Below are 17100 nucleotides of genomic sequence, written 5' to 3' on the forward strand. Positions count from 1 at the left end.
TTCCAGATCAGTCCCTGCTTGCGGCCACCACCCCACCCGAAACTTCATGGCCTTGGCCTAAAGGTTGTAGCCGCCCGACACTTCGATGTTCTGGCCGGTGACCCAGCGGCTCTCGTCGGAGACCAGGGTGGCGATCATCGCGCCGATGTCGTCGGGTTCTCCGACCCGGCCGAGAGCGGTCCTCGCGGCGAGGGCCGGGACGACCTCGGGGAACCGGGTGAAGGCGTCGTCGGCGATCCGGGTGCGGGTCGATCCCGGCGAGACGGCGTTGACGCGGATGCCCCGCGCGCTGAATTCCTTGGCCATGTACCGGGTCAGCACGTCCAGGCCGCCCTTCATCGACGCGTAGGCCGAGTAGCCGGGCTCCAGGCCGACGATCCCCGTCGAGTTGCTGCTCGTGTTGACGATGGCCCCGCCGTGCGCCATCAGGGGCAGCAGCCTCTGCGTCAGGAAGTACGGGCCCTTGAGCAGCACCCGCATGAGCCTGTCGAAGGTCTCCTCGGTCGTGTCCTCGATCAACGAAGTCTGCGCGAAACCGGCGTTGTTGACCAGGTAGTCGAAGGTGTCACGCTGCCAGGTGCCGCGCAGTACGTCGGCCACCGTGTCGCGGAAGGCCGCGAAGGTGGCGGTCTCACCGACGTCCAGCGGCAGCGCGACGGCCGTGCCGCCCTCCTTCTCGATGGCGGCTGCCGTCTCCAGCCCTCCTTGCCGGTTGTTGCCGTAGGTCAGGACGACTCCGGTTCCGCGCTTGGCGATCTCGATCGCGGCGCTCTGTCCGATGCCGGAGCTGGCGCCCGTGACGATGGCGACCTTCATGGTTCCTCCTGGGTGGGGTGAGTCGCGGGTCGTGCGTGCGGGTGAGTGGGTGAGTGAGCCGACAGCGCTACGCGGCGGAGTCCGAGGGCAGAACTCGGGTCAGCCAGTCGGTGCGGGTCCGGCGGGCCGTCGCCGAGATGGGCGCCTGCGGGTACAGCGCGTCGAAGCCGTGGAAGCCGCCCGCCCAGACGTGGAGTTCGGCCTGGCCGGCGGCCGCCCAGATGCGGGTGGCGTAGTCGCCGACCTCATCGCGGAACACTTCGGCGGACCCGGTGTCGAGGTAGGTGGTCGGCAGGCCCGTGAGGTCGTCGGCCAGCGCGGGTGAGACGTATGCGGGTACCTGGTCGTCGGTGAGGTCGCCGAGGACTGCGCGCCATCCGAACTCGTTCATCTCGCGGGTCCAGACGCCGGGCCCGTCGGAGTACTGGTGGCTGGAGGTGCTGGTGTTGCGGTGATCGAGCATCGGACAGATCAGCATCTGCGCGGCGATCGCCGGCGTACCGAGGTCACGGGCCAACAGGGTGACACCCGCGGCGAGGCCGCCGCCCGCGCTGGCGCCCGCGACGACGATCCGGGCGGGATCGATGCCCAGTTCGGCGGAGTGCTGAGCGATCCAGAGCAGTCCCTGATAGCAGTCGTCGACCAGGGCGGTGCCGGTGGCCTCCGGTGCCAGCCGGTAGTCCACGGAGACCACGACCGCGCCGAGTTCGTCGAGCCACTCCAGCGGGATGTCGATCTGCGAGAAGCGGTCGCCCATGACCATCCCGCCGCCGTGCATCCAGTAGACACAGGGTGCGGGACTGGTCGTGCCGTCGGTGGTCGCGGGGCTGAACACCGACAGGGGGATCGGGACGCCGTCCGTGGCGGGCACGGTGATCTCGCGCCGGTCGACCTGCCGATGGGCGAGCAGGGACTCGACGGGGGCCGAGGGGAGCTGACGCAACTGCGCGAGCACTTCCGGGCTGAGCCGGGACATGAGCGGCATCTCGGCGAGCAGTTCCCGCAGTTCGGGGTCGAGGGCGGGGCGTGCTGTGGTCATGGTCGTTGCCTTTCGTCCGGTGCTGCTGGCCTGGGGAATCGGTCGGGGGGATCGGTCGGGGCTCAGAAAGCGGCCTTGCCGCGGACCGGGACGTAGTCGGTGTACTCGGACTCCTTGGCCAGCAGTCCGTCGATCTGCGCCACGATGGCCTGGGCGGCCTCGCCGGCGAAGACCCGGTGGTGGTCCTCCTCGCTGGTCCAGCCCTCGGTGACGTGGACGACGTCGGGGTCGGACGCGGAACGGGAGACGAGGTAGACCACGCAGTGCTCGCTCGCACCGGGGCTGCCCTCGTCCAGGCCGGTCAGCAGCAGGTCGACCAACCGGTCGCCCATCCGAGGCCTGGCGGTCAGGGTGGCGTTGAAGCCGTACTTGGCGATCATGAGGTCCTTCTTCTCGGTCGCTGGAGTGAAGTGACTCCATTCAATCGCCCTGACCTGCGAAAACGTTAGAACGATGCTCGCCGCTACTTGCACAATCCTCTCGACATCGGGAAGCGGAGTGCGGAATGGTGCTGCAATGAAGGCATGCACCGCGTGTACCTCGAAGAGCTCCGCACCCTGCTTGCCCGGCATGCCCGTCCCGACTGGACCACCGCCATCGACGGCGTTCTCATCTCGAAGGTCGACCGGCCGGATCCGCCGGCGCCCTCCATGTCCGGCACGGTGCTCGCCGTCATCGCCCAGGGCGCCAAACGCCTGGCCCTGGGCGACCGGGTCTACGAGTACGGCGCCGGGCAGTACCTGGTCGCATCGGTCGACCTGCCCGTCACCGGGCAGTTCACCCAGGCCGACCCCGAGCAGCCGGCGCTGGGCTTCGGTCTCGTGTTGGAGCCGTCCGCCGTGGCCGAGTTGCTGCTGCGGGCCGGGTCCGGTGACACGCCCCGCGCCGGCGGTGGCACGCCCTCGGGGATCGCCGTCAGCGACGCTCCGGCCACGCTGCTCGACGCGGCGGTCCGGCTGCTGCGCCTGCTCGACGAGCCCCGCGACCGGGCCGTACTGGCCCCGCTGGTCAAGCGCGAGATCCTGTGGCGCGTGATCACCGGCGAGCAGGGCGCGGCGGTACGCCAGCTCGGCCTCGCCGACAGCGGCCTCAGCCACATCTCCCGGGCCGTGCGCTGGATCCGCGAACACTACGCCCAGCCCTTCCGGGTCGAGGACGTGGCGCGGATGGCCGGTATGAGCGTCTCCGCCTTCTACCGCAACTTCCAGGCGGTGACCGCGATGAGCCCCATCCAGTTCCAGAAGCAGATCCGGCTGCAGGAGGCCCGGCTGCTGCTTGCCACCCACCCGGGCGACGTCACCGGAGTCGGCCACCGCGTCGGCTATGACAACCCGTCACAGTTCAGCCGGGAGTACCGCCGCCAGTTCGGCGCACCCCCCAGCCGGGACGCCGAACGCCTGCGTCACAGCGAGCGCCCCCCGGCAGCTGTCCTTCCCTGAGCCCACTCGCCCGTGGACAAGGACCGCGCAAGGTGAAGTGAGGAGGGACAGTCCCAGCTTCTTTGAACCCTGTGGTCCCTGATGGGCGGGCACCGCTCCGGGTGCACGCGAGAAAGGGCGGAGCGAAACATGCCCCCGCCCGGTATCGCCGAAAGGACTCGCCGAGTGAGGCCGTGGTGAGGCGGCGGGGTAGCCGTCCGGCACGTCCTTCTCGAAGGCGAAGGTCACTCCGTCAGGTTGATGACCGCTCCGTCCGGCCGTGCTCCGGTCACCTCGCGCCGACCGGCTCCTGAGCCCCCGCCGCACCCGCGTGCCCTGCCGGACGGACGCAGCGCCCCGACCGGTGCGTGCCGACCGTCCTCTTCCCCTCGCCTTCCGCTCTCCTTCAACTCCCCGCACCGCGAACAAGGTTGTTCAGCCATGTCCGCGCCGGCCGGATGGTGTCTCCGACACCGCCTCGGCGTCGGGATCGGGCCGCGTTGCTGGTCGCGCTCGCCGTGCCGTACGCGACGCTCGGCACCAGGAACTCCGACGCGTTCAACCTGCCCGGACTGGAGTGAAACCTCGACGGAAGTCAGCCGGCCGCTCCCGGTCGAGATCGCCGCGGCATCCTCAGGCCTTCGGCCGGTCCGGTGCGTAGAGTGCCTCGATGTCCTCGGCGAACTTGGCGACCACGTATCCGCGCCGGACTTTCTGCGAGTGTGTCAGTTCCTCACCCACGGCGAACTCCCGGCTCAGGATGCGGAACCTCCTGATGGCCTCGGCCGCGGACACCGTCCGGTTGGCCTCGTCCACCGCGGCCTGGACGGCCGACCTGAGCTCCGGGTCATGGCGGATTTCCATGAGGTCGGCCGCTCGCGGCCGGCCGTGTTCGAGCATCCACCGGGTGAGGAATTCGGGGTCGAGGGTGATGAGCGCACCGATGTAGGGCCGTTGGTCGCCGACGAGCACGCACTGGTCGATCAGCCAGTGGGCCCGGAGCCGGTCCTCCAGCGGAGCGGGGGCGACATTCTTGCCGGCGGCGGTGATGATGAGGTCCTTCATGCGGCCGGTGATGGTCAGATACCCGTCGTCCAACTCGCCCACGTCACCCGTGCGGAACCAGCCGTCGGTGTCGAACGCCCCATCCGTGGCCTCCTTGTCATGCAGGTAGCCACCGAAGACGTTCGGGCCCTTCACGAGCACCTCGTCCCCGGGCCCGATGCGTACCGCCCAGCCGGGCAGCGGGCGGCCGACGCTGCCGACACGCTGGGCGGCCGGCAGGTTGAGGGTCACTCCGGAGGTGGTCTCGGTCAGCCCCCAGCCCTCCAGGACGGTCACTCCGGCACCGCGCCAGAAGTGCCCGAGACGGGCTCCCAGGGGCGCGCCGCCGCTGCACGCGTAGGCGACCCGGCCACCCAGCGCGGCCCGCAGCTTCCCGTAGACCAGCCGGTCGAACAGCCGGCGCCTGACGCGCAGCCACAGGCCGGGGCCGCCGTGGTCCAGGGACCTGCTGTAGGCGACAGCGGTGGCTTCGGCGGCGCGGAACAGTCTCGCGTGGCCGCTCTCCACGGCCGTGCGCTGAGCGGTGTTGCGCAGTTTCTCGAACACCCGCGGGACGGCCAGCAACAACGTGGGCCGGTAGGTCCGCAGTTCGGCGGGGAGGTTCTTGAGATCGCTGGTGTGCGCGACCCGCGCGCCGTTGTGCACGGCGGCGAGCCCGACGACCCGCGCCAGAACGTGGGCCGGCGGCAGGAACATCAGGATCGTCGTGTGTTCGGTCAGGACCTTCTCCCCGATCCCGTCGGCGAGGGCGACGTTGCGCACCTCGGCGACCAGATTGCCGTGGCTGATCAGACAGCCTCTGGGTGTGCCGGTCGTGCCGGAGGTGTAGACGATGGTCGCCAACTCGTCGGCGCCGACCGCACGCCGCCGCCGCTCGACCCGTTCCGGGGAGATCGGCCGGCCCAACTCGACGAGGTGCCCGAGCCCCTCGTCCATCCGCCACACCTGGCCCACCGCTGCCACCCCGGCCTCGGCCAGGACGCGTTCCCGCCCCTCGTCCTCGACGAACGCGGCCCTGGCACCGCTGTCGCGCAGGATCCACGCGACCTGCGTCGGGGACGAGGTCTCGTACACGGGTACGGTGACCGCCCCCGCGGTCCAGATGGCGAAGTCGCACAGCATCCATTCGTACCGGGAGGCCGACATCAGCGCGATCCGGTCGCCCGGCGCGATCCCGGCCGCGATCAGGCCCGCAGCCAGCGCCCGCACCTCGTCGGCGAACTCCCTGGAGGTGACGGTCCGCCAGACACCGTCGGCCTTGCGGGCGAACGCCTCGTGGTGGGGGCGATACAGAGCGTTGCCGACGATGTCGTCGGTCGCGTTCACGTGAGGCGACGTCACATACCGCGCCGGGGTGCGCCACGTCCCCGAGTCCGGTGACTCCTCCATACCCTCATAGTCCCGCTCGCGTGACGCCCCGCAAGGGGCCCAACGGCACCGTGCGGGGGCACACCGGCCCAGGACGGACCGAGGGAGGGACATCCCACTATGGAGTCATCCCGCGGAGGAAGGACTCCCCGCGCCGACTGGGCGGTCCGCGGACACGGAGCACCGATGACTCTCCAACGACATCCCGCCGACGCACCACCGGGCTACCCGCTCGTGTACGAACGCGAACTACGGCTCGGTGACGGCCGACGCGCCGCGATCCGGCCGATCGTGCCGTCCGACGCGCCGGCCCTGGCCACGGCGATCCGGTCGGCGGACGCCGAAACACTGCGCCGGCGTTTCCTGGGCGGCCCGCCGCGCCTCACGCCGGAACTGCTGACACGGCTCACGACGCTGGACTACAACCTCCGATTCGCCCTCGTCGCCACGGAGGCCACCTCCGGAAAGGGCATCGCCGTCGCACGCTACGAGCACGTGGCCGACGGTGTCGCGGAAGTCGCCGTCGCGGTGGACCCGGCCTGGCGCCGGGTCGGGCTGGCGACCGCGCTGGTCGAACTCCTGGCCCAGGCGGCGCTGGAACGGAGTATCCACACCTTCACCGCCTCCTACGTCGCCGAGAACCGCCCGGTGACGGCACTGTTGTCCCTCGCCGACCTCACCGCTCCCCGCACGATCGGACAAGGACTGGCCGAGTCCGAAGTGGAACTCGACCACGACAACGTCACCGCGGCCGTGCGCGCGCTGGACACGGACCAGGACGACGCCACGGCGGGGAAAGAGCGCGGCCTTGTCCCGCGACGAAGGCCTTGGTGAGAGACATGCCGACGTGACAACCGAGTCGGCGGTCGACCACGCGGCAGCGAGCCCGCCGACTGCGGGCCGACCGGCGAACGGCGTCGCGACCGCGTACGGCTGTTCGGCTACGTCACCCCACCGGCCGGTCTCGTCGCCGCACCCGTCAGCGACGCACGGCCTCGCCCCGAACGGCCCCGCAGCGGCGGTCGGCCGACGGTGCCCGCGCCGCCGCGAGCATCGGCCCGGCCCCGCCCGTCCGCGCCCACGAACTGCGAACTGTGGGTTCACATCCTCCGCGACAGGACACCGTGGTCGCGGCCGGAGTCGCCGCGCGTCGGCCGAATCCGGCACCCAGCAGGTCGAGGAGGCGAACGCGGCCGGGCCGCCGGGGCGGCGCGACCTGGGCGACGCACGCCGGAGAACAGCGACCGCTGGTCCCCGGCGTGCGTCGCTCCGACCGCGTCGGGGTCATGCCTCTCGCGTACGTGGGCAGCACGGCGGGGCGGCGGTTCGTGGTGGGACTTCCCGGACGGGCGATCGGCCGCGCCCCCGGATCCGCGAACACCCCTGTGGTTGCGGTCCTGTTCGGCCCATGACATGGCCCGAAGGGCTCAAGCCCGTCGCCCCGGCGAGAGGGACATTGATCGTGCAGCGAGGCCACGCACGAGGAGGGCCGTCACGTGAACACCGCCCTGTCCCCAGCAGGAGAAACTTCCCATCGGCCGAAACCGCCGCACGCGTCCGCGGTCCACCACAACCCCGAGGCATCGTGGCCGGTGCGCCTGTACCGGCACACCGTGCCCGCCCGCCTCAGACGGGCCCTCGTGGCACGCACGACCCCGCAGGCCCGCGCGCGCGTCAAGCGGCGGATCGCGAGCCTGCCGTCGGTGCACCGTCTGCTGGGTGTCGTGCGCGCGGCATGGCTGGTGCGCCGGCATCCCGGCCTGCTCGCCGAGCACGACCGGGAGGTACGGCTGGTCAGCGATGTGCCCAGACTGGTCCTCGTACGCCCCGGCATCTCGCCGCTGGCAGCGCGCAACGCCAACGCGGCCGCGGTCCGCACGGCCCTCGACGGGGCGGGTCTCGACTACTTCTGCGTACGCGGTCGCAGCAACGCCTCGGCGGTTGTCGCCCTCGCCGCCCGGGACCGGGCGACGGCTCTGCGCGCCCTGGAGCGGGCGGGCCGCGAGCGTCCCGGTTACGTGTGTGCCGTCGACGGTGTCCGGCGCACGCGGCGTACGACCCGGCCGGCGTTCCGTCACCGCACCTGGCGGCGGCTGGCGCGGGCGGACGTACTCCGCATGACCTGGTACTACGGCGATCAGCGAGGGCAGTTGACGCTCGGCTCCAAGTACGGCTGCGACATCGAGTTCTGGGCCGCCGACGAGGAGACGGGGGACCTGTTGCTGGCGCCACGCCCCAACCGAAGCGCCGAGCAGGTGCCGCGCGTCGACACTCCGGTGCACGTCCCCGACACCCTGTTCACCGCGCTCGCCTCCGCCGACCGCCCGTTGCCGCTGGTGCGCACCCGCAGGGAGTTCGCCCGACCGGGCCCCGAGGACGTCCGGTTCCCCGTCGACGTCGTGTACACCTGGGTCGACGGGCAGGACCCGGAGTGGGCACGGCGCCGGGCGGCCTGCGCGGGACGGGCGTACCACGAGGAGGCGGACAACGCGGCCCGGTACCTCAACCGCGACGAACTGCGCTACTCACTGCGCTCGCTCGACCAGTACGCCCCCTGGGTGCGCACGGTCCATCTGGTCACCGACGACCAGGTCCCGTCCTGGCTGAACGAGGGCATGCCCGGTCTCCACGTCGTCAGCCACAAGGAGATCTTCGACGACCCGAGCCTGCTGCCGACGTTCAACTCCCACGCCATCGAGAGCCAACTGCACCACATCGACGGCCTGTCCGAGCACTTCCTCTACTTCAACGACGATGTGTTCCTGGGCCGCCCCGTCGTCCCCCAGGACTTCTTCCTGGCCAACGGCCTCACGAGGTTCTTCCCGTCCCCGGTGCTCATCCCGCCGGGCGAGCCGACCGAGTCGGACGTGCCGGTGGCGGCCGCGGGCAAGAACAGCCGCGCCCTGGTGGAGGCCACCTTCGGCACGGTCATCAGCCAGAAGATGAAACACACACCGCACGCTCTGCGGCGCAGCGTCCTGTACGAGTTGGAGACGAGGTTCCCGGCCGAGCACCACGCCACGGCCGGCCACCGCTTCCGCAGCCTCGACGATGTCTCCTTCGTCTCCTCGCTGCACCACTACTACGCCTTCCACACCGCTCGCGCCGTCCCCGCCCAGGTGCGCTACGCCTACCTCGACGTGTCCCACCCCGCACTCGCCACCCGCCTCGAAACCCTGCTGGCCCGCCGGGACAAGCAGGTGTTCTGCCTGAACGACACCGTCTCCGGCGAACAGGAACTCGACACCCAGCAAACCCTGCTCACCGCCTTCCTGGAGACGTACTTCCCGATCCCCGGCCCCTACGAGCTCGACCGCCCCGGCGTGTGAGATGCGGACCAGGCGGCGAACAGGTCATGAGGGGGCGTTCGAGCGGGGACGACGTACGTCTTCACGGCAGGGGCGTGCCGCACACTCCGCTACGCCGAGACCGACGCCTCCCGCAGACGGCCCGCGAACAGCGCAGTGGTCCGAACGGCCGCGCTTCAGGGCCGAACGGACCCGGAACCCGGCGGTGTCAGGCGCCTACGGTGACAGTGAAGCCCACCGACTCAGGGACGGAAGGCAGCCGACCATGACGCTACGAATCGAGCACGTGCACGCGGTGGAGATCCTGGACTCCCGCGCCCGGCCGACCCTCTCGGTGACCCTGCGCACCACGGCCGGCATCACCGTGCGCGCCGGCGTGCCCTCCGGCGCGTCCACCGGTACCCGGGAAGCGGTCGAACTGCGCGACGGTGACCAGTCACGCTACGGCGGCCAGGGGGTCACCAGGGCGGTTGCACACGTCAACGGCGAGATCGCCAAGGCGCTCGTCGGCCGGCGCTTCCGCTCCGCGGCCGAACTCGACGCCGTACTCATCGAGTTGGACGGCACACCGACCAAGTCCCGGCTCGGGGCCAACGCGATCGTCGGCGTCTCCGTCGCCGCCGCCCGCGCCGAGGCGGCAGCTCGCGGCCAGGAGCTGTGGCAGCGCATCTCCGAGACCACCGGAGCCCGACCTCTGCTGCCGGTCCCGCACTTCAACGTCGTCAACGGCGGCGCCCACGCAGCCAACAACCTGGACTTCCAGGAGTTCATGCTCGCGCCGCTCGGCGCGCCGAGTCTGCCCGAGGCCGTACGGGCCGGGGCCGAGGTCTACGCCCGGCTCAGGGCCCGCCTCGCCGCCGCCGGGCATGCGGTCGGGCTGGGCGACGAGGGCGGCTTCGCCCCCGCCATCGACCGGCCCGAAGACGTCCTGCACCAACTGGTCGAGGCCATCGGCGACGCCGGATACACCCCGGGCCGCGACGGCATCGCCATCGCCCTGGACCCCGCCGCCAGCGAGTTCCACCGCGACGGCCGCTACCGCATCGCCGGCCAGGACCTGACCTCCGCCCAACTCATCGACCGCTACGAGGAGATGACCGACCGCTTCCCCGTGTGGTCCATCGAGGACGGCCTCGCCGAGAACGACTGGGACGGCTGGACACAGCTCACCGCTCGCCTGGGGACACGGATCCAGCTCGTCGGCGACGACATCTTCGTCACCGATCCCGCCATCATCGCCGAGGCCGTCGACCGCAAGGTCGCCAACGCCGCCCTGATCAAGGTCAACCAGATCGGCACCGTCACCGAGACCCTGGAAGCGATCCGGATCTGCCGCGAGGCCGGTTACACGCAGATGGTCTCGCACCGCTCCGGCGAGACCGAGGACACCTTCATCGCCGACCTCGTCATCGGCGCCGGCTGCGGCCAGCTCAAGTCCGGTGCCCCGGCCCGTGGCGAGCGCATCGCCAAGTACAACCGGCTGATCGAGACGGCGGACACCCACCCGGAGCTGCCGTTCGGCCTGACGAGCGACCGGTGACGGCCGGCGACAGCTCCAGAACCTGGACAGCAGCCACCACCGTGATCGGCACCGGGAGCGAACAGCCGTACAGAACCCGGCAGCGCGCCTCCAACCAGGCTCGCCGCGGCTGATCCACGTTCGGCAGAGCGGCCGCCACCGCCCACCTCCGCACTGCTGCGAGAGAAACCGGCCCCTGTGCGGCCCCTGGGTCTTGGCATCGGTCCTCAGAACAGCTGCCCGAACCGCGAGCGGTAGCCTCGATCACCAGCTCCACCACAGGTCAAACGAGGTTTGGCATCCCGGCTCGGAAGCGAGCCTCAAAACTCGCACGCGACGGATTCATCTTCCAACGCGCAGAGGGCCTTCGGGCTGACCGTCCCAAGAGGGCACCGCGCGCTGCCTTGCCGCAGCAGAGGTCAAGAGCCTCTCGGAAGCCGTCGCCGCACCTTGATTCGGGCCGTGCACCCGGGCCGGCCTCGCCCCACGCGCGCCGGCCAACGATCGGACGGGACGGCGAATCACCTTCAGCCCCGTGGACCAACGCCTTCAATCCGCAGCCCTGATGAGACGTTTCCGCATGTCAGGCGTGCCGATCAGGGTCAGCCCCGTACTGTGCCGGCCGGTCTGTTCCTGTCCTTGCGGCCCCTCAATGGCCCCTGGCTTGTGGCGACCACGGCTTTCGACGTCATCGGTGAAGTCCTGATGGACCGCGCCTATGGCCGGGCCCCTTCGCATCCGGTTCACATCCGGATCGACAACACCAACGGAGGGAACACGTACGGCTCAGCGGGCGCACGGCGGAGGCCTGGAAGCGGCTGCGACCCCTCGGCACGAGGTCCGCACCGGCGCGGTGCCCTGCCGGTGACGGACACGGCACGCTCAGCGCCCGGCGGCAGCGCGCCGCGCCACGACGGCGGCCCTGCGCTCGTCGAACCGGGTCGCCTGCGCATCCAGCGAACCGAGGAACTCGCCCAGCTCCTGTTGGGCCTTGAGCCCGTCAGGCGCGAGGCCGGTCAGGTGCAGGACCTTCAGGTGCCGCAACACCGGCTGGAGGACGTCGTCGTGATGGACGCGCAGGTTGTAGACACCACCCAGGGCGATCTCGACGGCGGCGCGCTCAAAGCCCGGCAGGCCGTGGCCGGGCATCCGGAAGCTGCTCACCACGTCGGTGACGGCGCGCAAGGCCTGGTCGGGGGCGATCTCCAGGGCGGCTCCCAGCAGGTTGCGGTAGAAGACCATGTGCAGGTTCTCGTCGGTGGCGATGCGCGCCAGCAGGCGGTCGCAGACCGGATCGCCCGAGCTGTGCCCGGTGTTGCGGTGCGAAATGCGGGTGGCCAGTTCCTGGAAGGCGACGTACGCCACGGTGTGGAGCGGCGAGTGCCGGTTGTCGGAGACGAATCCGGCGGACATGTGAGTCATGCGGGCCCGCTCCAGTGCCACCGGGTCCACGGCGCGGGACGTCACCAGGTAGTCCCGCATGACCATTGAGTGCCGGGCCTCCTCCGCGGTCCACCGATGCACCCAGGTGCCCCAGGCGCCGTCACGCCCGAACAGGGTGGCGATCTCGTGGTGGTAACTGGGCAGGTTGTCCTCGGTGAGCAGGTTCACCACCATCGCGACCTTGCCAACCGCGGTCAGCGGAGACTGCTCCGGCGCCCAGGGGTCCCCGCCCAGGACCCCGTCGAAGTCCCGGCCTCGGTTCCACGGGACGTACTCGTGGGGCATCCACTCCTTGAACACCCCCAGGTGGCGGTTGAGTTCGCGCTCGACCACCTCCTCCAGCGCGTGGAGGAGCTGCGCGTCCGTCCACGTGGTGCGGCGGGCGGAAGGGGACGGGGAGATGGCGGCCATGGAGAACCCAGCCTTTCGCTGCGGCGACGAACCTACGGTTCCGTAAGTTATGAGGCCGCTCCGTGGTTCCGCAGGGGCCGTTCGGCCCTACTGGCGCGTACGGGCGAGGAGGTCGGCGCGTACCGGGTGCTCCGGCCCCGCTCCCGTCCGGGGAGATACGGGAACCCGCGGAGTGGGGATGCACGGGGCCGCGGCCGGACCGCAGGAAGCGCGTGTGCGACGGAGATGCGTTCACCCGTGCCTGCCGCCGGTGCCCCGTCAGCGGCCTCAGCAGGACGCCCGGCAGGAGTGGTCGGTCTCCGCAGCCGCCCGGCTCGTAGGCTGGCTTCCGTGGAAGCACACACGCGCACCGGCCCCGTCCCCTCGCCCGCCCCACCTCTGCGGGTGTTCATCCTGGATGACCACGAGGTGGTACGCCGAGGCGTGCGCGACCTGTTGGAGGCCGAGCCGGACATCGTCGTGGCCGGGGAGGCGGCGAGTGCCAGGGAGGCGCTCGCCCGGGTGCCCGCGGTCCGCCCGCATGTCGCGGTGCTGGACGTGCGGCTCGGCGAGGGCGGCGACGGGGACCACGCGGGAGTCGAGGTGTGCCGGGAACTGCGGGCCCGCATGCCCGGACTGGCCTGTCTGATGCTGACCTCGTTCGACGATGACGAGGCGTTGTTCGACGCCATCATGGCGGGCGCGGCCGGCTATGTGCTCAAGCGGATCGACGGTTCCGACCTGGTGGCCGCCGTCCGCACGGTGGCGGGCGGGCAGTCCATGCTGGATCCCCGGGCCGCCGCGCGGGTGATGGCGCGGCTGCGCGCCCCCCGGCCGGAACCCGAAGCCCCGTACGTCTCACCGGAGTTGGAGCGGCTTTCGCCGCGCGAGCAGGAGATCCTGGAGCTGGTCGGTGAGGGGTTGACGAACCGTCAGATCGCCGAACGGCTGTTCCTCGCGGAGAAGACGATCAAGAACCGGGTGTCGTCCATCCTGGCCAAGCTGGGCGTGGGCCGCCGCATCCAGGCGGCGATGCTCGCCGGGAAGCTGAAGGAGCAGCGAGGGCCCGAGCGGTAGACCGGAACTTCGTCAGTCGGCGGGCAGCGGCACCCGCCACACGAGCCGGGTGCCACCCCTTGCCGGGGACTCGACGGTCAGCGTCCCGCCGTACTGCACAGCTCGGAAGCGCAGGTTCGCCAGTCCGCCGGTGTGCTGGGCGCCGCCCATGCCGACCCCGTCGTCCGTCACCGCGAGGGTGAGGACATCCCCGGCCGCCGGCACGGTCAGGACGATGTCCGCGCGGTGGGCGCGTGCGTGCCGGGCGGTATTGCTGAGGGCTTCGGCGGTCACCGCCAGGACGTGTTCGGCCACCTCGGCGGGGACGGTGGAGTCCACCGGTCCGTCGATCCGGAGAACCGGGCTGAAGCCGAGCGACTGAGCGGCCAGCCGGACGGTTTCAGGCATTCGGCGGCGCAGCCCCGGACCGCCCCGGTCGTCCCCCGCCGAGCGCAGCTCGAAGATGGTGGAGCGGATGATCTGGACGGTGGTGTCCAGGTCCTTCACCGCCCGGGAGACCCGCTCGGCGGCGTCGGGGCTCTCAATCATGCGAGTGGCACTCTGCAACGTCATGCCGGTGGCGAACAGCCGCTGGATCGCCAGGTCGTGCAGGTCGCGGGCAATGCGATCGCGTTCATGCAGCACGGCCAGTTCCTCGGACTCGGCGCGGCGCCGGGCCAGTTCCAGGGCGATTGCGGCCTGGTCGGCGAACCGGGAGACCAGTGCCACCTCGGTGTCGTCGAAGGCGGGGCGGCCCACGCGCCGGCTGAGACGCAGGGCGCCGCAGACCGAGGCGTCCAGCGGCAGGGGGACGGACACCATCGGGCCGTACCCCTTCGGACCGTCGCCCTCGTCGCCGAGCGCATGCGCCCGCCGGTCGCCACCGGCGTCCGCGGTGGTCGCGGGCTCACCGGTAGGGGCGGCCGGGCGGGTCGGCGACCCGGATGCGGGAAGAACCGCTCCTTCGACGTGCTCGGCGTCATGGCCGTACGCCACCTCCACCGTGAGCCGGGCACCGTCCGCCCCCACCGGGAGCAGTACGGCGGTCAGGTCGGCGTCGGCCACCTCACACGCCCTACGGGCGATCAGGCGGAGCACCTCGCGGGCGGCGGTTCCGGCGAACAGGGCTCGGGTGATCTCACTGAGTGCCTCCAGCCAGCGTTCCCGGCGACGGCTGTCGTGGTACAGGCGGGCGTTGTCGACGGCGACCCCGGCCGCGTTGGCAAGCGTCGCCAGCACGGCCTCGTCCTCGGCGTCGAAGCCCGCGCCCCCGCGCTTCTCGGTCAGGTACAGGTTGCCGAACACCTCGCCACGGACACGGACCGGCACCCCCAGGAACGTCCGCATGGGCGGATGATGCTCGGGAAAGCCGAAACTGGCCGGGTGGCGGGTCAGATCCGTGAGACGCAGGGCAACCGGATTGCGGATCAGCTCACCGAGGATGCCGCGCCCGCAGGGGGCCTGGCCGATGCGGGCCGCGAGGTCGTCGGCCATGCCGACCGGCAGGAACTGCGACAGTCGCTGCCCGTCACCGATCACGCCGAGGGCGCCGTACTCGGCGTCGGTGAGGGTGACCGCCGCATCCACGATGCTGCCGAGGACCTGGGGCAGCTCCAGGCCCCGGCCGATGTTCGTGACGGCGTCGAGAAGGCTGTGCATCCGGTCCGGCACGTCGAGTCGCCGCTGCGACGGCGCGGAGTTCGAGGGTGGCGATGCGGGCATTGCTGGCGCTCCTGAACCGGTCGGTGCTCAGCAGCGTACGACCGCGGCGCGGAGTCGGGAGCGCCCGGCCGCTCAACGGCGCGAAGAGGGGACGTTGGACCCTATGCGCGGTCCCCCGCAGGGGCCGTTCGACCCTATCCGGGCCCCGTACCCCAGCGACGATCATGTGGCAGCGGCCGGGAAGGGCCGGGTCCGTTCCCGCACTCCTGGTGCTTCCCGGCCCGTCGACGACATGAACAGCAGGGGAGGACGCCGTCCGGTGGACGAGATACAGCAGGTGAGGACAGCGCGGCCGCATGCCGTGGTCGCCGTGGCGGACGAGGTGTCCGGACCTGCGGTGCGGCCCGGGGCCCGGTCGTCGTGGACGGACTGGCTGACGACCACCGACCACAAGAAGATCGGCACGCTGTACCTGGTCACCGCGTTCGTGTTCTTCGTCGTGGGCGGCGTGACGGCGTTGCTCATGCGGGCCGAACTCGCCCGGCCGGGCCTGCAGATCATGTCGCAGGAGCAGTTCAACCAGGCGTTCACGATGCACGGCTCGATCATGCTGCTGATGTTCGCGATGCCCCTGTTCACGGGTTTCGCCAACTGGATCATGCCGCTGCAGATCGGCGCCCCTGATGTCGCCTTTCCCCGGCTGAACATGCTCGCCTACTGGCTCTTCCTGTTCGGCTCCTCCATCGCGGCCTTCGGCTTCCTCACCCCGGGCGGGGCCGCGGACTTCGGCTGGTTCCTCTACGCCCCCCTGTCGGACGCCGTGCACTCGCCAGGCCTGGGCGCCGATCTGTGGATCATGGGCGTCGCGCTGTCCGGCTTCGGCTCGATCCTGGGCGCCGTCAACTTCATCACCACGATCATCTGCATGCGCGCACCGGGCATGACGATGTTCCGCATGCCGATCTTCGTGTGGAACGTGCTGCTGACCGCGGTGCTGGTCCTGATCATCTTTCCGGTCCTGGCGGCCGCGCTGTTCGCGCTGGAGGCGGACCGCAAGTTCGGCGCCCACGTGTTCGACGCGACCAACGGCGGGGCACTGCTGTGGCAGCACCTCTTCTGGTTCTTCGGCCATCCGGAGGTGTATGTGCTCGCGCTGCCGTTCTTCGGCATCGTCTCCGAGGTCGTCCCGGTCTTCTCCCGCAAACCGATGTTCGGCTACATGGGCCTGATCGGCGCCACCATCGCGATCGCCGGCCTGTCCGTGACGGTGTGGGCCCACCACATGTACGTCACCGGCGGAGTCCTCCTCCCGTTCTTCTCCTTCATGACGTTCCTCATCGCCGTACCCACCGGCGTGAAGTTCTTCAACTGGATCGGAACCATGTGGAAGGGATCCCTGTCCTTCGAGACCCCGATGCTCTGGGCCACCGGCTTCCTCATCACGTTCCTCTTCGGCGGCCTGACCGGCGTGATCCTGGCCTCGCCGCCGATGGACTTCCACCTCTCCGATTCGTACTTCGTCGTGGCCCACTTCCACTACACCGTCTTCGGTACGGTCGTGTACGCGATGTTCGCGGGCTTCCACTTCTGGTGGCCGAAGATGACCGGCAAGATGCTCGACGAGCGCCTCGGCAAGATCACCTTCTGGACGCTCACCATCGGCTTCCACACCACGTTCCTGGTCCAGCACTGGCTGGGCGCCGAGGGCATGCCCCGACGCTACGCCGACTATCTGGCCGCGGACGGCTTCACCGCCCTGAACACGGTCTCGACGATCGGTTCGTTCCTGCTGGGCCTGTCGATCCTGCCGTTCTTCTACAACGTGTGGAAGACCGCCAAGTACGGAAGGAAGGTCGAGGTCGACGACCCGTGGGGCTACGGCCGCTCCCTGGAGTGGGCGACCTCCTGCCCGCCGCCGCGCCACAACTTCGTGTCCCTGCCGCGGATCCGGTCCGAGTCCCCGGCGTTCGACCTGCACCATCCGGAGATCGTCGCGCTCGAGACGGCGGAGTAGGC

At 70.5% G+C, this 17100-nt stretch carries 13 protein-coding genes; 7 read left to right on the top strand and 6 right to left on the bottom strand.

The window, feature by feature from the left end; genetic code table 11:
• Nucleotides 1-57 precede the first annotated feature (57 nt).
• From ACWDEW_RS04455 to ACWDEW_RS04465, 3 genes are all read right to left on the bottom strand, one after another.
• Nucleotides 58-816, bottom strand: coding sequence for an SDR family NAD(P)-dependent oxidoreductase (locus ACWDEW_RS04455; RefSeq protein ID WP_450509511.1), 759 nt, complete (start codon nt 814-816; stop codon nt 58-60).
• Nucleotides 817-883: 67 nt separating this feature from the next.
• Nucleotides 884-1855 (bottom strand): alpha/beta hydrolase, encoded by a 972-nt coding sequence (locus tag ACWDEW_RS04460; protein ID WP_450509512.1) that lies wholly within the window; start codon nt 1853-1855, stop codon nt 884-886.
• A 62-nt stretch (nt 1856-1917) separates the two neighbouring features.
• Nucleotides 1918-2235 (bottom strand): putative quinol monooxygenase, encoded by a 318-nt coding sequence (locus ACWDEW_RS04465; RefSeq protein WP_450509514.1) that lies wholly within the window; start codon nt 2233-2235, stop codon nt 1918-1920.
• Nucleotides 2236-2388: 153 nt separating this feature from the next.
• On the opposite strand from ACWDEW_RS04465, the gene ACWDEW_RS04470 reads away from it, so the two are divergent.
• Complete coding sequence (locus tag ACWDEW_RS04470) at nt 2389-3294, top strand: AraC family transcriptional regulator (RefSeq protein ID WP_450510148.1); 906 nt, start codon at nt 2389-2391, stop codon at nt 3292-3294.
• Between the two features lie 437 nt (nt 3295-3731).
• The gene (locus ACWDEW_RS04475; protein ID WP_450509516.1) at nt 3732-3854 is read left to right on the top strand and encodes a hypothetical protein; all 123 of its coding nucleotides are present in this window, start codon (nt 3732-3734) and stop codon (nt 3852-3854) included.
• 52 nt (nt 3855-3906) lie between these two features.
• Here the strand turns inward: ACWDEW_RS04475 and ACWDEW_RS04480 are convergent, their stop codons facing one another.
• The gene (locus ACWDEW_RS04480) at nt 3907-5727 is read right to left on the bottom strand and encodes an AMP-dependent synthetase/ligase (protein WP_450509518.1); all 1821 of its coding nucleotides are present in this window, start codon (nt 5725-5727) and stop codon (nt 3907-3909) included.
• Between the two features lie 165 nt (nt 5728-5892).
• Between ACWDEW_RS04480 and ACWDEW_RS04485 the strand changes: the two genes are divergently transcribed.
• The 3 genes from ACWDEW_RS04485 (at nt 5893) to eno (ending at nt 10554) form a co-directional block, all read left to right on the top strand.
• The gene (locus tag ACWDEW_RS04485; RefSeq protein WP_450509520.1) at nt 5893-6540 is read left to right on the top strand and encodes an N-acetyltransferase family protein; all 648 of its coding nucleotides are present in this window, start codon (nt 5893-5895) and stop codon (nt 6538-6540) included.
• A gap of 806 nt (nt 6541-7346) precedes the next feature.
• On the top strand, nt 7347-9035 hold the full coding sequence (locus tag ACWDEW_RS04490) for a stealth family protein (RefSeq protein ID WP_450509522.1): 1689 nt from the start codon (nt 7347-7349) through the stop codon (nt 9033-9035).
• 244 nt (nt 9036-9279) lie between these two features.
• Nucleotides 9280-10554 carry a phosphopyruvate hydratase gene (gene eno, locus ACWDEW_RS04495; protein WP_450509524.1) on the top strand — a complete coding sequence of 425 codons (1275 nt, stop codon included), beginning with the start codon at nt 9280-9282 and terminating at the stop codon, nt 10552-10554.
• 861 nt (nt 10555-11415) lie between these two features.
• On the opposite strand, the gene ACWDEW_RS04500 is transcribed toward eno, so the two are convergent.
• Nucleotides 11416-12387, bottom strand: coding sequence for an acyl-ACP desaturase (locus tag ACWDEW_RS04500; protein WP_450509526.1), 972 nt, complete (start codon nt 12385-12387; stop codon nt 11416-11418).
• A gap of 330 nt (nt 12388-12717) precedes the next feature.
• Here ACWDEW_RS04500 and ACWDEW_RS04505 point away from each other — a divergent pair, with 330 nt between their 5' ends.
• A complete protein-coding gene (locus tag ACWDEW_RS04505) occupies nt 12718-13443 on the top strand; it encodes a response regulator (RefSeq protein ID WP_450509528.1) in 726 nt (241 codons plus the stop codon).
• 12 nt (nt 13444-13455) lie between these two features.
• On the opposite strand, the gene ACWDEW_RS04510 is transcribed toward ACWDEW_RS04505, so the two are convergent.
• The gene (locus ACWDEW_RS04510; protein ID WP_450510150.1) at nt 13456-15081 is read right to left on the bottom strand and encodes a GAF domain-containing protein; all 1626 of its coding nucleotides are present in this window, start codon (nt 15079-15081) and stop codon (nt 13456-13458) included.
• 295 nt (nt 15082-15376) lie between these two features.
• Between ACWDEW_RS04510 and ctaD the strand changes: the two genes are divergently transcribed.
• The gene (gene ctaD / locus ACWDEW_RS04515; protein ID WP_450509530.1) at nt 15377-17098 is read left to right on the top strand and encodes an aa3-type cytochrome oxidase subunit I; all 1722 of its coding nucleotides are present in this window, start codon (nt 15377-15379) and stop codon (nt 17096-17098) included.
• The last annotated feature ends 2 nt before the right edge of the window (nt 17099-17100 follow it).

This window comes from Streptomyces sp. NPDC001100 (genome assembly GCF_053598575.1).